The following is a 13802-nucleotide window of genomic DNA, read 5'->3' as shown; positions in this document are numbered from 1 at the left end:
CGGCCCTTCGGGATGCTTGCTTCTAGGATACCGCGCGCGCAAGGGCGCAGAACTGTTCCAGACCGATCTCCTCGGCCCGTGCGGTCGGGGGGATGCCCAGGCTTTCGAGCACGGTCTCGATATCCGGCCGCAATGCCTTTAGCGAAGCGCGCAGCATCTTGCGGCGCTGGTTGAAGGCCATGGCCGTCACGCGCTGCAGCACCACGAAATCGCAGGGAAAACGCGGCGCTGGCAGGGCGGTCAGCTGCACGACGGCCGAATGAACCTTGGGCGTGGGGGTGAAGGCTTCGGGCGGCAGGGTCATCACGATCCGTGCCTCGCAGCGCCATTGGGCCAGCAGCGCCAGCCGTCCGTAATGTTCTGTCCGTGGCCTGGCCACGATCCGTTCGGCCACCTCTTTCTGGAACATGAGCGTCAACGACGACCAGATCGGCGGCCAGACTGGGGGTGACAGCCAGCGGATCAGAAGCTCGGTGCCAACGTTGTAAGGCAGATTGGCCACGATCTTGACCGGAGGCTTCAGGTGCTGGGTGAGGTCGAGCTCCAGCGCGTCGCCGTGCAGAACCGTAAGCCGCCCCGGATAGGCCGCCGCGATCTCGGCCAGGGCGGGCAGGGCACGGGCGTCCTTTTCCACAGCCACCACATGCCGTGCCCCCTCGGCCAGAAGGCCGCGGGTCAAGCCACCGGGACCGGGGCCGACCTCCAGCACGTCGCAGGCCGTCAGATCGCCGGCCGAACGTGCGATCTTTGCCGTAAGGTTCAGATCCAGAAGAAAATTCTGGCCAAGTTGCTTCTTCGCCACCAGATCATGCGCCCGGATCACCTCGCGCAGCGGGGGCAGACCGTCAATCGTGCCCACCACAGCCCCCTGCTGCTGCCAGCCGGGCATCAGCCATGTGGCGCGCCATGCGCAAGGCTGCGATCATGCTTGCCGGATCGGCAATGCCGCGACCGGCGATGTCGTAGGCCGTGCCGTGATCGGGCGAGGTTCGCACGAAGGGCAGGCCCAGCGTAACATTGACCCCCCCGGCGAAGTCGATGGTCTTGATCGGGATCAGCGCCTGGTCGTGATAGGCGCAGATCGCGGCGTCATAGCCTTTGCGCGCCGCCGGGTGAAACATGGTATCTGCTGGCAGTGGCCCGCGGATCGCCATCCCTTCGGACGCAAGCCGCGCGATCAGCGGGGCCATCCAGTCAAGTTCTTCGCGACCCATGGCGCCGCCTTCTCCGGCGTGAGGGTTCAGGCCCGCGACGGCAAGGCGCGGCGCGGCAATCCCGAAGTCGCGGATCAACCCGTCCCGCGTGATACGGATGGTCGTTTCCAGCAGGGCCGGCGTCAGCACTTTCGGCACCTCGGACAGCGCAATGTGAATGGTGGCGGGAACGACGCGAAGCTCGGGGCAGGCCAGCATCATCACCACATGGTCGGTTCCGGCCAGATGCGCCAGGAACTCGGTATGGCCGGGAAAGGCAAAACCTGCGCCGTCCTTCAGCGCCTTCTTGTGGATTGGCGCGGTGCAAAGCGCGGCCGCGGCACCGGACCGGACAAGTCCAACCGCACGTTCGACGACTGCAACCACGCCGCCCGCGTTCGCGGGATCGGGGCGGCCCGGCAGGGCCGAGGCCGGGAAGTCATGGCGCAGAACGCAAAGCGGACCGTCCGTGACCCCCTCGCCCTCGGACACTTCGCGCCAGGCGGTTCCCTCGGGCAGATGCCGCGGGTCGCCCAGCCAGACAAAACGTTCACCGGCAGCCCAAGCCTTGGCGGCTATCTCCGGCCCGATCCCGGACGGATCGCCGCAGCTCAGGACAACGGGGGCCATCACGGCTCGCGGATGATCGCAGCCGCGCGGAGTTCTTCCAGATAGCCCGCAGCCATGCCCTCGAGCTTCTGGTTGATCACCCGTTCACGCACCTGATCGCGGGTCGGCGGTTCCTCGAGCGTCTGCTGGCGGCCGCAGAGCATCAGGAAGCGGCGATAACCCGAACGGGTCAGCGCAACCGAGCTTTCGCCGGGGTCCAGCCGCGCGAGTTCCAGAGCCACATCACCCGGGACTTCGGCCACTGGCTGGGTCGTGATCGTCAGACGGTTTTCGGGCAGTCCCTTTGCCTGGCCGTAAAGGTCATTGCAGGTGTCCACGGCCGCGCGGATGCGGGCGATTTCCGCGGCGTCGTCCGGCACCAGGAATTCCGCCCATTCCACCGTGACCGCGATCGGCTCGGCGCTTTCATCGCGCGCCACGTCGCGCAGCTGGAACAGGACGACCGCCCCCGGAACCTGCACGGGATCCGATACCTCGCCTGGGCCGAGCGCCAGCACCGCGGCGCCGATCGGGCCGGGCAGGTTGGCCAGAGGAATCCAGTCGAGGCGCCCGCCATTGCCAGCCGTGGGGGCCGCCGAATACTGGCGCGCGGCTGCGGCAAACGCCGCCTCGCCGCTGATCGTGTCGGACAGACGCTGCGCCAGCGCCATCTGCTCGCGGCCATCGCTGCCCTCGGGTACTGGGATCACCAGCTCCGACGCCAGGATCCGCAGGGCGCGCGGCCGGGCCGAGGCTTCCAGCGCGCGATCCACATCATTTTCGCTGATCGGCACCTGGCCAAGGAACCGGGCGCGCACCGCCTTGCGCCATAGAAGGCCCGCCGAAACGAAGTCGCGGAAGGTTTCGGCCGAGATCCCGACCTTTTCGAATTCGGCAATCAGGCCTTCGGCCGTCAGGTTGGCCCGCGAGGCGAATTCCTCCATGCCCCGGCGCACCTCGTCCTCGGTCAGGGTAAGGCCAAGGCGTTTGGCTTCGGTTTGTTGCAGGCGGTCATCCACCAGGGCTTTCAGCGCCTCTTCCTCGGGGTTTCCGGGCGCACGCAGCACCTGCAGGAACATGGCCCGTTGCTGCACCTCGTATTCGGTGATGACGCGGTCGTTGACATACAGCCGCGGGGCAAACAGATCCTGCGCCAGCACGGGCCCCGCGAGAAGCGCCCCGCACAGAATCGCCGCCACCCGCCGTTTCAGAAAGGAAAATGCCATTGCCTTTGCCGCTCTTCCCGCCATCCGTCTAATGTCTGCAGGTCTCTGCCCGCTCATTTCTGTGCCGTCACCTGCGACAGGTTCGCGCCGGCCCGCCCTTGGCGCTGCCGCCGAAGCCCACCAGATCCAGCGACAGGCTGAAGTCCGTCGTCGGGTTCACACTAGTCGAGGATGTGAAGCGACGCGAGAGGGAAACGTCGAAGCGCAGGCACTCGTTCAGGAACTCCACTCCCAGGCCGGCGACCGTGCCTTGATCGGCAACAAAGTCGTAGCGACCTGACAGCTTGGCCGTCCAGTTCGGGTCCAGCTTCTGCCGTGCGTCAAAGGTGACTTCGCGCGTGGGTTCCAGCCGGTTTTCGATAGGATCCTCGACCGCGTAGATCAGTGAACCGGCAAGCGAAGTGCGCGCGCCGCTGTAGGTTACGCGCGCCTCGCCTTTGGTCAGGTCCAGGTCATCAGACAGAACGGCACGCGCGGTCAGGGCCACGGAATTCGACAGGGTGAAGTTCACCCCTGCTAGCCAGTCCGATCGCTGCCCGGCGAGGCCCGAAGCCGGACCGAACTGGCTCAGGTCCGCCTCGCGGTAGACACGCCCCACCATGACCCCCATCGACCAGCCATCGGGGTCGTGTCGCGTCCAGCTGACGCCCAGGTTGGCCCGCGGACCGCGTTCCACGGCATCCGATCCCGGAAAGCGATCCAGCGCGAACAGGCTGGCTTCGTCGAATTCCACCAGAACCGAGTCTTCGTTCGGCAGGGTTTCGGCATCGGACGAAGCCCAGATGAACTGCGCCACCGGCTCGATCACATGCGTCGCCCCGCCATCGCCGACCTTAACCCAGGGCCAGCGCAATTCGACCCCGGCATTGCCATGGGTGCGTGTCGTCCGGCCTTCGTAGCTGGCATCCTGGGCGATGCTGTAGGCGTCGGCCGTCGCCTCGCCCAGGATCGTCGTCTCGATTCCCATGGGCAGCAGGAAGCTCTTGCGCCAATCGATCCGCGCCGAGATCCGGCCAAGGTCACGGCCGTCAGCGATGTTGTCGCTGTCGGGTCCGTCGATGGGGCTGGTCGAGCTGCGATAGTGGTTGTGCGTCTGCAGTCGAAGGCCGCCTTCGCCGCCGACCGCCCCCAGCGAGAAGCGGCGGTGGAAGGTCAGGTCAGACACGATCGAGGGGATGGTAGTGTTGTCCTCGTCGTCGCGCAGTGTCTGGAAACTGATGATCCGGGCCGAGATGTGTTCGTTGCGCCGGGTGCGGCTGATTTCGAGGCGGCTGTCGAGCCGGTCCAGGTTGGCGATCCCGTAGTCCAGCAGATAGGCGGGGTCGGACACGGTCTGGCCCTTGATCGACAGGCCGAAGTTCGCCGGCAGGCTGAAGGCGCCATCGACGAAAAGATATCCCCGCGGATCACCGGGGATCAGTCTGTCCTGAGTGACCGCCCCGTTCAGCTCGATCCGGCCGGTGGCAAAGGCCTGACGATAGCGCAGGTTCAGCGTCGTGCTGTTGCGGAAGGTAAGGTAGGGTGCCACCGTCAGGTCGGCCGAGGGGCCGAGGGCGATGAAGTAGGGAATCTTCACCCCTGTGCCGAGATCCGACGTGGTGCGGACCGTGGGCATCAGGAAGCCCGTCGCCCGGTCGAGCGTGGGGTCGGGCATCCGCAGGCGCGGAATGTAGAAAACCGGAACGCCGGCCAGCCGGAATTGCGCGTGGTCGAAATAGATCTGGCGTTCCACCTCGTCATGCACCACGCGGCGTGCGCGGATTTCCCACAGCGGGGTCGGGTCGCCCTCGCATACCTTGCAGGACGACGCCGCGACGGTTTCCATCGCGTTGTAACGGCCGGCGACACGCATCATCCGGTTCGCGGCAAGCTGCAACTGCCTGTTCAGCACGAGGCGCGCGCTGGTCAGGATGCCTTCGGTCAGGTCGGCCTGCAACTCGGCCTGCGAGGCGAGGATCACCACATCGCCGGTCGCCTCGGTCAGGACGATCGGGCCGGTGATCTCCAGCCGGTCCGTGGCCTGGTCATAGACGATACGCTGTGCCTTCAGGCGGCGGCCCTTGAAGAACACCTCGACGTTGCCCTCGGCGATCAGCCGGGTGTCGCCGGTGATGGCCAGACTGTCCGAAACCAGGGTCGCCTGGTCCTGCGCGCGCGCCGGCAGCGCGAGGGTGAAGCAAAGAGCGAACAGGGCAAGAAGACGGACCGCCATCAGCCATCCTCCAGGTGCAGCAGCAGGCTCAGCGCCAGCATGACGGCGGCGGCAGGCGGGGTCCAGGCAGCAAGGGCGATCGGGATCTGGCCGGTGTCGCCAAGGGCCTGCGCGAAATTTCGCAGGAAATAGATGGCGAAACCCGACAGCAGGGCATACAGCACCATGCGGCCAGTGCCGCCGAAGCGGACGTGCCGCATGGTGAAGCCAGCCGCCACCAGCACCATCGCCACCATAAGCAGCGGCTGGGCCAGTTCCATCTGGAACCACAGCCGGTAGGCCCGCGCCGAAAAGCCGGCGCGTTCCAGATCGTCGATATAGCGGGGCAGATCCCAGAAGCCGATGGCGCTGGGTGTTCCGAAGCTGTCTCGTATCCGTTCCGCAGTAAGGTCAGAGGGCAGGCGCAGCGGCCCCGGCTCGCTGATGGCGTTCAATTCGGGGTTCGCCGCCGTCAGATCCCACCGCTTGACGCCGCTGAGTTCCCAGGCCCCCGGTGTCAGCCTGGCCGAGTCTGCCTCGATCCGCGTCGTGGGCAGGCCACGGGCATCGAAGCCAAGGAAGGTGACACCGAACAGCTCTGTCCCGTCGGGATTTGCGCGCGCCGCCTGGATCACCGTCTGCCCGTCCTCTGCCCCCTGACGCAGCCACAGTCCCGTATCGGCGACCGACAGAACCGAGCCGTCGCCGCGCGACAGTTGCGCGCGCTTGGCGTCATAGGCCTTCGAGGTTGCCGCGACCAGCGGGTTGAACAGCGCAACCGTCAGCGCACCCAGCGCGACCGACACCAGCACCGGTGTCAGCAGGAACCGAAGCCCCGACCGCCCCGCCGCGCGCACGACAACCAGTTCCGATGACCGGGCAAGGCCCAGGAACATGGCGATCGCCCCCATGATCATGATCAGCGGCAGGATGCGATACAGCGTTTCGGGCACGTTCAGCAGCGAAAGCTGCGCAGCGCCCGCAAGCCCCAGTCCCGCATCGGAAAAGCGGCGCAGCTGTTCGATCATGTCAAGCAGCATCAGGATGCCGAAGAAGATCAGGAACACCCGGCCTACCGTGCCAAGAAAGCGCCGTGCGATGTACAGGCTGAGCGTCATGCCGCCGCCCCCCTCAGGCGGCGGGGCCGCTGGGAAAAGGCCAGAAGTCCCAGCGCCAGAACGATCCCGGTCAGCGGTGCCAGATAGACCATCGGCCAGGCATTGGCCGACTGGATCGCAACGCTGCCTGCCCATGTCCAGATCAGCTGGACAGCAATCAGCAGGCCGACCGCCAGCCCCATCTGACGCCACAGGCCGAACCGCGAGAAGCCGCCCTGCATCAGCGCGGAAAACCCCAGAAGCGCGGCCGCCACCGCCAGCAGCGGCGAGGCCAGGCGCGAATGGCCCTCTTCCAGCATCTCCGCCCGGGCGGCGCCGGCCGCGGCCATCACCTCGTCGCTCGGGAACAGCAGATCACCCGTCGGCAGCGCGTTCAGGGAAAGCGCCCCGCCGCCCGCCACATTGACCACGCCGGCAAGATCCAGCGTGAAGTCGGAAAACCGCGTGATCGCCATCCGATCATCGGCCCGGGCGAGCGTCTGTGTCGCCCCGTCCAGCATGACCAGCTTCGGCGCGACCTCGCCACGGACCAGAAAGGCCTTGCGCGCTGTGTGGATCACACGTTCGTCGGCGCGGCGTTCATCCGCAAGGAACAGGTCGATCAGCTCTCCGGTCTGGGTGATTTCGCGGATGTAAAGCGTGATTCCCTTCGCGGGATGCATGAACTGCCCTGCATTCAGGAAGCGCCCGGTGATGTTCTGGGAAATCTCGGCACTGCGCGCGCTGAGCGTGCGCTGACTGGCAGGCACCAGCAGGTTGGTCAGGACAAGCTGCATGATCATGACGCAAAGCCCGAAATACAGCACCGGCCGCGCCAGACGGAAGGCCGAGAAACCTGTGGCCTGCATCACCACAAGTTCGCTTTCCTGCGTCAGGCGGTTCACAGCGTAAAGCACGGCCGCAAAGGCCGCGACAGGCAGAACCAGCCGGATCGCGTTCGGAAGGGTCAGAAGCGAGAACTCGAGGAACACCAGGGCAGACTGGCCGTCGCCGATCAGCTGATCGAACAGTCCCACCGCCCGGTTCACCCAGTAGACCGCCACCAGCACGAGGGCAAAAAAGCCAAATAGCTGAAGCAGTTGCGACAGGATATATCTGTCGAATCTAGACACGCCCGACCAGGCCCCTACAACATCTTGAAGCGACCCTAACGGAAATCCGGCGCGGCGAAAACTGCTATCTGGCCATTCCCGGTGCCGGATTGTAGCCTCCCGGCAGAGGTCCGCCAAGGCGCGGACATCCCCGCAATGCGCATGAAGGTTTTCGATGGCCCAGCCGCTTCCGATCCAGTTCCTCGCCCCCGATCTTGACGCCCTTTCAGCGGTGACCGGCCGCATCGCCGTTCTGGCAGAGCCGGGCCAGCCGTTCAGCCCCGGCTTCCGCAGGCTGGACCGTCTGACCAGGGGCGCGCTGTCCAGGGCCGCGGGCTCCGAAGCCTTCGGCAAGCTGAAACCTGGCGAAGCGCTTGACCTGGCCTGGCCCGCCGGCCTTCAGGCCGAGGCGGTGCAGCTGATCCGTCTGCCGAAGAAGGCCGATGTCGCCCAGGCCCGCAAGGCCGGGGCCGCCGCGGGCAAGGCGCATGGGGCAGGGGGCACCCTGATCCTGGCCGAGGGGCATCCGCGGGCCGCCGACATCGCCTTCGGTCTGGCCCTGCGCGCCTATGACTTCGACAGCCACAAGACCGGCGAGAAGAAGGCGCCGGGGCCGGCGATCCTGGCCGTGACTAACCCCGAGGCCGTGGCCCGGGCGGCAGCACCCATGGCCGCTGTGGCCGAGGGCGTGTTCTTTACCCGTGATCTGGTGAACGAACCGGCGAACGTGCTGACCACCAACGATTTCGCCGCACGTCTGGCTGCGATGCAGGAGCTTGGCCTGCACGTCGAAATCCTGGAAGAGGACCAGCTGCGCAAGCTGGGAATGAGGGCGCTTCTCGGTGTGGGTCAGGGGTCGGAAAGCCCCTCGAAGGTGGTGGTCATGGAATGGCGCGGCGGCGGGAAGGACGAAGCCCCCTTCGCGCTGATCGGCAAGGGTGTCGTCTTCGACACCGGCGGCATTTCGATCAAGCCTGCGGCCGGCATGGAAGAGATGACCATGGACATGGGCGGTGCGGGCGTCGTCGCGGGGGTGATGCGGACGCTGGCCCTGCGCAAGGCGAAGGCGAATGTGGTTGGGCTGGTAGGGCTGGTCGAGAACATGCCCGACGGCCGCGCGCAGCGTCCGGGTGACGTGGTGAAGTCGATGAAGGGCGACACGATCGAGGTCATCAACACCGACGCCGAAGGGCGGCTCGTGCTGGCCGATGTGCTTTGGTACGCGCAGGAGCGATTCAAGCCCAGCGGCATGATCAACCTGGCCACGCTGACCGGCGCCATCATCATCGCGCTCGGGTATGAGAATGCTGGGGTGTTCTCGAACAACGACGATCTGTGCAACGCCTTCCTGGACGCAGCGAAGGCAGAGGGCGAGGGGGCCTGGCGCATGCCAATGGGCGAAGCCTACGACCAGAGGCTGAAATCGCGCATCGCCGACATGATGAACGTCGGTGGCCGCGAGGGCGGGGCGATCACGGCGGCGCAGTTCCTGGCGCGCTTCGTCAAGCCAGAGGTGCCATGGTGCCATCTGGACATCGCCGGTACCACCCTCGCCAAGGCCGACACCACGCTAGCGCCCAAGGGCGCGACAGGCTGGGGGGTCATGGCACTTGACCGGCTGATCCGCGAACGGTTCGAACGGAGCTAGCGCCGGGGTGCCGCTTGTTCCTTCCCATCGGATGGTCATCTACGCAGCACGCGCCGCGATGATAGGCCGCAAGGACGCGATCCGCAGTCCCTGCCGTCAGGAACGCCGCTGATGGGTTTGGTCCTGTTCTATCATCTGACCCGATCGACCCCGCAGGACACGCTGGCCCTGCTTCTGCCGAGGGCGTTGGCGCAGGGCTGGCGGGTGATGATCCGCGGTACCGATCCGCAGGCGCTGGAGCGTCTGGATGCCGCGCTATGGCTTGCGGGCGGCGAGGACAACTTCCTGCCCCACGGGCTGGAGGGGGGGCCGCATGATGCCGACCAGCCCGTGCTTCTGGGGCAGGGGGCGCCGGTGAACGGGGCGCGCGTCATGGCCCTGGTGGACGGGGCCCAGGCAACCGATGCAGAGATCGCGGCCTCGGAACGGGTCTGGGTGTTGTTCGATGGCGGCGATGCTGATCGTCTGCAAGCCGCGCGGCGGCAATGGAAGGCCGTGACGGCGGCAGGCCATGCCGCGCAATACTGGTCCGAGGACTCCGGTCGCTGGGAGAAGAAGGCCGAAAGCCCCGCCGGTTAAGGCGGACCCTCAGGCCCGCAGGCCGGTTTCCTCCAGCAGGCCCAGCCGCTTGGCCTCGTAATAGTAGCCCTTCGAATACCACATCACCGCCCGGTCCTGGCTGCCACCGGACACCAGCCAGGCCCCGCGCAGATACTTTCCTGCATACATCAGGTTCGTTTCGGCGTTCAGCAGACCTTCAGGGGGACCGTTGTAGCCCATGGTCCGCGCGGTCTGCGGATGGATCTGCAAAAGCCCGTAATAGGGACCGTTCCGTGCCGCCGGATTATAGCCGCTTTCGCGCTGGATCACCCTGTGCAGCAGGCTTTCGGGAATATCGTGGACCGCCGCGTATTTCCGAACCAAAGCCATCATTTCGGGCGTGGCGCCGACCGCAAGATCGCTGCGGCCCACGGTCGAAACAGTGGGCGTTCCGCGACCGCAGGCAGTTACCAGGGCGGCGGCGGAAAGAACCAGCAGGCTTCGACGGGAAAGGGGCATGGCATTCTCCGACGTTTTTCGCGGTTCTAGCGGTCCGACATCGGGCACGGCAAGCCCCGGCTGCCCGGTTCGGCGGAAAGCGGCGAAGCATCGCGGAAAATTCAACCCTGGGGGCCAGATTCTGCTTAGCCTTTGGCGAGTTTGGCTTAGTCTCTGCCCCAAAGGAGAAAGGGAATCGACCCATGAAGCTGAGTGACAGCCGGGAGATCCGGGCTGAGCCCGCCATTGTCTGGACGGCGATCCTGAACCCGGAAGTGCTGAAGGCGTGCATTCCCGGATGCCAGAGCATGACCGGATCGGTCGCCGAGGGTTATGAGGCGGTGGTCAAGCAGAAGGTCGGCCCGGTCAGCGCAACGTTTACTGGGCTTGTGCAGCTGTCCGACATCGTCGAGGGCCGATCCCTGCGCATCGTCGGCGAAGGCAAGGGCGGCGTCGCGGGCTTTGCCAAGGGCAGCGCGGATGTCCGGCTCGAGCCGGACGAGGGTGGAACCCGTCTGTCCTACGATGTCGAAGCGAGCGTCGGGGGCAAGCTTGCCCAGCTGGGCAGCCGGATCATCGACGGGTTCGCGAAGAAGATGGCGGACGAGTTCTTCACCCGCTTCCAGGAGGCGGTCGAGGGCCCGGACGAAGAAGAGGCGGCCGCATCCGCCGCAGAAGACGCGCCGAAGAAGGGATGGTTCAAGCGTCTTGTCGGAGGCTGAAGGTCCGGGTGTGGGCAGATCCGGGTGCCGACGTCCGGCATCTTTGCCAGGGAAATCCAAGGGAGGAGAGGCATGACAAAAGTCAGCATGACCGTGAACGGCAAGGCCGTTTCCGGCGAGGTGGAGGGGCGCACTCTGCTGTCGTCCTTCCTGCGCGAGGGGCTGGGGTTGACCGGCACCCATGTGGGCTGCGATACCAGCCAGTGCGGCGCATGCGTGGTGCATGTCAACGGCAAGGCCATGAAAAGCTGCACCGTCTTTGCCCAGGACGTGGCAGGAGCCGAGATCCGCACCATCGAGGGGATGGCAAATCCCGATGGGTCGCTATCGGTGATCCAGCAGGCCTTCCAGGACCACCACGGGCTGCAATGCGGCTTCTGCACGCCGGGCATGGTGATGTCGGCGGCGGCCCTGCTGGCCGAGAATCCCAGGCCGACCGAGGCCGAGGTGCGGCATTATCTCGAAGGCAACCTCTGCCGGTGCACGGGCTATCACAACATCATCAAGGCGGTGCTGGCGGCCAGCGGCCAGGACGTGACGAAGATCGCAGCCGAATAGGGCGGGAACCGCCACAGCAACAGGGAGGACGACATGCCGAAAGACGGAGGCATCGGCGCCAGCACCAAGCGGCGCGAGGATGTGCGGTTCCTGACCGGAAAGGGCCGCTACACCGACGACATCAACATCCGGGGCCAGCTTCACGCCCATTTTATCCGCAGCCAGGTGGCGCACGGCAGGATCCGCAAGATCGACACGCGGGATGCCGAGGCGATGCCCGGCGTGGTCAAGGTCTTCACCAGCGCCGATTTCGCGGGCGCGGGCGGTCTGCCCTGCGGTTGGCAGGTGACCAGCCGCGACGGCAAGCCGATGCTTGAACCGAAGCATCCGGTTCTGGCGGAAGGCAAGGTGCGCCATGTCGGCGACCCCATCGCCGTCGTGGTGGCCGAAACGCTGGATCAGGCGCGCGATGCGGCCGAGGCCGTCGTGATCGACATCGAGGAACTGCCTGCCGTCATCGACATGAAGGCCGCAGTTCAGGGCGGGCCTCTGGTGCATGACGAGATCGGATCGAACCTGTGCTACGACTGGGGTTTCGTCGAAGAGAACAAGGCCGCCGTGGACGAGGCCTTTGCCAGGGCTGCCCATGTCACCACGCTGGAACTGGTGAACAACCGGCTGATCGCCAACCCGATGGAACCCCGCGTCGCCGTGGGCGACTATGAGGACCATTCGGGGATGCACACGCTGTATACGACCAGCCAGAACCCGCATGTGATCCGGCTTCTGATGGGGGCATTCGTCCTGTCGATCCCCGAACACAAGCTGCGCGTCGTGGCGCCGGACGTGGGCGGGGGCTTCGGGTCGAAGATCTACCATTATGCCGAAGAGGCCTTTGTCACCAAAGCCGCGCAAGTGCTGAAGCGCCCGGTCAAATGGACAGCCAGCCGGTCCGAGGCCTTCATCTCGGACGCGCAGGGCCGTGACCACATCACCAGGATCGAACTGGCGCTGGACGCCGACCACAACTTCACCGCGCTGCGCTGCGAGACCTATGCCAACATGGGGGCCTATCTTTCGACGTTCGCCCCCTGCATCCCGACGTGGCTGCACGGCACGCTGCTTGCGGGCAACTACCGCACGCCGCTGATCTATACGAATGTGAAGGCCGTCTTCACCAACACCGTCCCGGTCGATGCATATCGGGGCGCCGGGCGGCCCGAGGCGACGTTCCAGCTGGAACGCGTGATCGACAAGGCCGCGCGCGAACTGGGCGTCAGCCCGGTGGAGCTGCGGCGGAAGAATTTCATCAAGCCCGACCAATTCCCCTACCAGACCCCGGTCGCGGTGGTCTACGACACGGGCAACTACCACGCGACTCTGGACAAGCTGCTGGAGCTTTCGGACTATAAGGGGTTCGAGGCGCGCGCGGCGGAATCGAAGAAGCGCGGCAAACTGCGCGGCTTCGGTCTTGCGCATTACATCGAGGCCTGCGGCATTGCGCCATCGAACCTGGTGGGTCAGCTGGGGGCGCGGGCCGGGCTTTATGAATCCGCGACCGTGCGGGTCAATGCCACGGGATCGATCACCGTCTTCACCGGGTCGCATTCGCATGGCCAGGGCCATGAGACTACCTTTGCCCAGGTAATCTCCGAGATGATCGGGATCGATGCAAGCCAGGTGGAAATCGTCCACGGCGACACCTCCAACACGCCGATGGGCATGGGCACCTACGGCTCGCGCAGTCTTGCGGTGGGCGGCTCGGCCATGGTCAAGGCGACGAACAAGATCATCAACAAGGCCAAGAAGATCGCGGCCCACCTGATGGAGGCCCGCGAGGCCGACATCGAACTGAAGGACGGCAAGTTCACCGTCGCCGGCACCGACAAGGAGAAATCCTGGGTGGACATCACGCTTGCGGCGTATGTCCCGCACAACTACCCGCTCGAGGACATGGAGCCGGGGCTGGAAGAGACGGCCTTCTACGACCCATCGAACTTCACCTATCCGGCCGGTGCCTATGGCTGCGAGGTCGAGGTGGACCCCGAGACCGGCAAGGTCGAGATCGTCGCCTTCACCGCGGCCGACGACTTCGGCAACGTGGTCAACCCGATGATCGTCGAAGGCCAGGTCCATGGCGGGCTTGCCCAGGGGATCGGGCAGGCGATGCTGGAAAACTGCGTCTATGACGAGAACGGCCAGCTTCTGTCGGGTTCGTTCATGGACTATGCCATGCCGCGTGCGGACGACCTGCCCTTCTACAGGGTCGATCATTCCTGCGCGACGCCCTGCACCCACAACCCGCTGGGGGTCAAGGGCTGTGGCGAGGCAGGGGCCATCGGCTCGCCGCCTGCTGTGGTGAACGCGGTGATAGACGCCCTGCACCGCGGGGGATTCACCCATGTGACCCATATCGACATGCCGGTCTCGCCCGCTCGGGTCTGGCAGGCCATCCACGGCTGAGGGGA

The 13802-nt window shown here is 65.8% G+C and carries 12 protein-coding genes; 5 read left to right on the top strand and 7 right to left on the bottom strand.

Annotated features, from left to right (window positions below):
• Positions 1-22 precede the first annotated feature (22 nt).
• The 6 genes from rsmA to lptF form a co-directional block, all read right to left on the bottom strand.
• Positions 23-859 carry a 16S rRNA (adenine(1518)-N(6)/adenine(1519)-N(6))-dimethyltransferase RsmA gene (gene rsmA / locus EZM81_RS02280; RefSeq protein WP_136644625.1) on the bottom strand — a complete coding sequence of 279 codons (837 nt, stop codon included), beginning with the start codon at positions 857-859 and terminating at the stop codon, positions 23-25.
• A complete protein-coding gene (gene pdxA, locus EZM81_RS02275) occupies positions 846-1826 on the bottom strand; it encodes a 4-hydroxythreonine-4-phosphate dehydrogenase PdxA (protein ID WP_169052282.1) in 981 nt (326 codons plus the stop codon). Before pdxA ends, rsmA begins: the two co-directional genes overlap by 14 nt.
• Positions 1823-3028, bottom strand: a complete 1206-nt coding sequence (locus tag EZM81_RS02270; protein ID WP_169052281.1) for a peptidylprolyl isomerase — start codon at positions 3026-3028, stop codon at positions 1823-1825. Before EZM81_RS02270 ends, pdxA begins: the two co-directional genes overlap by 4 nt.
• A 67-nt stretch (positions 3029-3095) precedes the next feature.
• The gene (locus EZM81_RS02265; protein ID WP_136644622.1) at positions 3096-5240 is read right to left on the bottom strand and encodes an LPS-assembly protein LptD; all 2145 of its coding nucleotides are present in this window, start codon (positions 5238-5240) and stop codon (positions 3096-3098) included.
• Positions 5240-6337: an LPS export ABC transporter permease LptG gene (gene lptG, locus EZM81_RS02260; RefSeq protein ID WP_135449055.1), complete on the bottom strand. Its 1098-nt coding sequence runs from the start codon at positions 6335-6337 to the stop codon at positions 5240-5242. Before lptG ends, EZM81_RS02265 begins: the two co-directional genes overlap by 1 nt.
• Positions 6334-7449: an LPS export ABC transporter permease LptF gene (gene lptF, locus EZM81_RS02255; RefSeq protein ID WP_136644621.1), complete on the bottom strand. Its 1116-nt coding sequence runs from the start codon at positions 7447-7449 to the stop codon at positions 6334-6336. The genes lptG and lptF overlap by 4 nt, the downstream gene beginning before the upstream one ends.
• Before the next feature lie 154 nt (positions 7450-7603).
• On the opposite strand from lptF, the gene EZM81_RS02250 reads away from it, so the two are divergent.
• On the top strand, positions 7604-9076 hold the full coding sequence (locus tag EZM81_RS02250) for a leucyl aminopeptidase (protein ID WP_136644620.1): 1473 nt from the start codon (positions 7604-7606) through the stop codon (positions 9074-9076).
• A 111-nt stretch (positions 9077-9187) separates the two neighbouring features.
• Positions 9188-9655 (top strand): DNA polymerase III subunit chi, encoded by a 468-nt coding sequence (locus EZM81_RS02245; protein WP_136644619.1) that lies wholly within the window; start codon positions 9188-9190, stop codon positions 9653-9655.
• A gap of 9 nt (positions 9656-9664) precedes the next feature.
• Here the strand turns inward: EZM81_RS02245 and EZM81_RS02240 are convergent, their stop codons facing one another.
• Positions 9665-10135: a lytic transglycosylase domain-containing protein gene (locus EZM81_RS02240; protein WP_136644618.1), complete on the bottom strand. Its 471-nt coding sequence runs from the start codon at positions 10133-10135 to the stop codon at positions 9665-9667.
• Positions 10136-10317: 182 nt separating this feature from the next.
• On the opposite strand from EZM81_RS02240, the gene EZM81_RS02235 reads away from it, so the two are divergent.
• From EZM81_RS02235 to EZM81_RS02225, 3 genes are all read left to right on the top strand, one after another.
• Positions 10318-10836 carry a CoxG family protein gene (locus tag EZM81_RS02235; protein ID WP_136644617.1) on the top strand — a complete coding sequence of 173 codons (519 nt, stop codon included), beginning with the start codon at positions 10318-10320 and terminating at the stop codon, positions 10834-10836.
• Positions 10837-10908: 72 nt separating this feature from the next.
• On the top strand, positions 10909-11394 hold the full coding sequence (locus EZM81_RS02230; RefSeq protein ID WP_136644616.1) for a (2Fe-2S)-binding protein: 486 nt from the start codon (positions 10909-10911) through the stop codon (positions 11392-11394).
• A gap of 33 nt (positions 11395-11427) precedes the next feature.
• Positions 11428-13797, top strand: coding sequence for a xanthine dehydrogenase family protein molybdopterin-binding subunit (locus tag EZM81_RS02225; protein ID WP_136644615.1), 2370 nt, complete (start codon positions 11428-11430; stop codon positions 13795-13797).
• The last annotated feature ends 5 nt before the right edge of the window (positions 13798-13802 follow it).

It is taken from the genome of Tabrizicola sp. YIM 78059, from assembly GCF_004959785.1.
Classification (GTDB): domain Bacteria; phylum Pseudomonadota; class Alphaproteobacteria; order Rhodobacterales; family Rhodobacteraceae; genus Tabrizicola; species Tabrizicola caldifontis.
The sequence above is the reverse complement of the archived record's forward strand: the minus strand, read 5'-3'. Positions and strand labels throughout refer to the sequence as shown.